The 293-nt window shown below is 50.9% G+C and carries 2 rRNA genes; both read left to right on the forward strand.

From position 1 onward, the window contains the following. Positions 1–93 (forward strand): 23S ribosomal RNA (locus NNO08_RS23015); the annotation flags it as partial. A gap of 97 nt (positions 94–190) precedes the next feature. Next, positions 191–293: ribosomal RNA gene (gene rrf / locus NNO08_RS23020) — 5S ribosomal RNA — on the forward strand; the annotation flags it as partial.

Below are 293 nucleotides of genomic sequence, written 5' to 3' on the forward strand. Positions count from 1 at the left end.
GAACGTTGAAGACGACGACGTTGATAGGTCGGGTGTGTAAGTGTAGCGATACATTGAGCTAACCGATACTAATGAACCGTGAGGCTTAACCTTACAACGCCGAAGATGTTTTGGCGAAAGACAGACATCAGTTTCAGCTTGATTACAGATTACATCAGAACGCAAGAAGCGGTCTGATAAACAGAATTTGCCTGGCGGCTGTAGCGCGGTGGTCCCACCTGACCCCATGCCGAACTCAGAAGTGAAACGCCGTAGCGCCGATGGTAGTGTGGGGTCTCCCCATGCGAGAGTAG

Origin of the sequence: Citrobacter sp. Igbk 17 (assembly GCF_028069775.1) — a bacterium.
In the GTDB taxonomy this organism is placed as follows: Bacteria; Pseudomonadota; Gammaproteobacteria; order Enterobacterales; family Enterobacteriaceae; genus Citrobacter.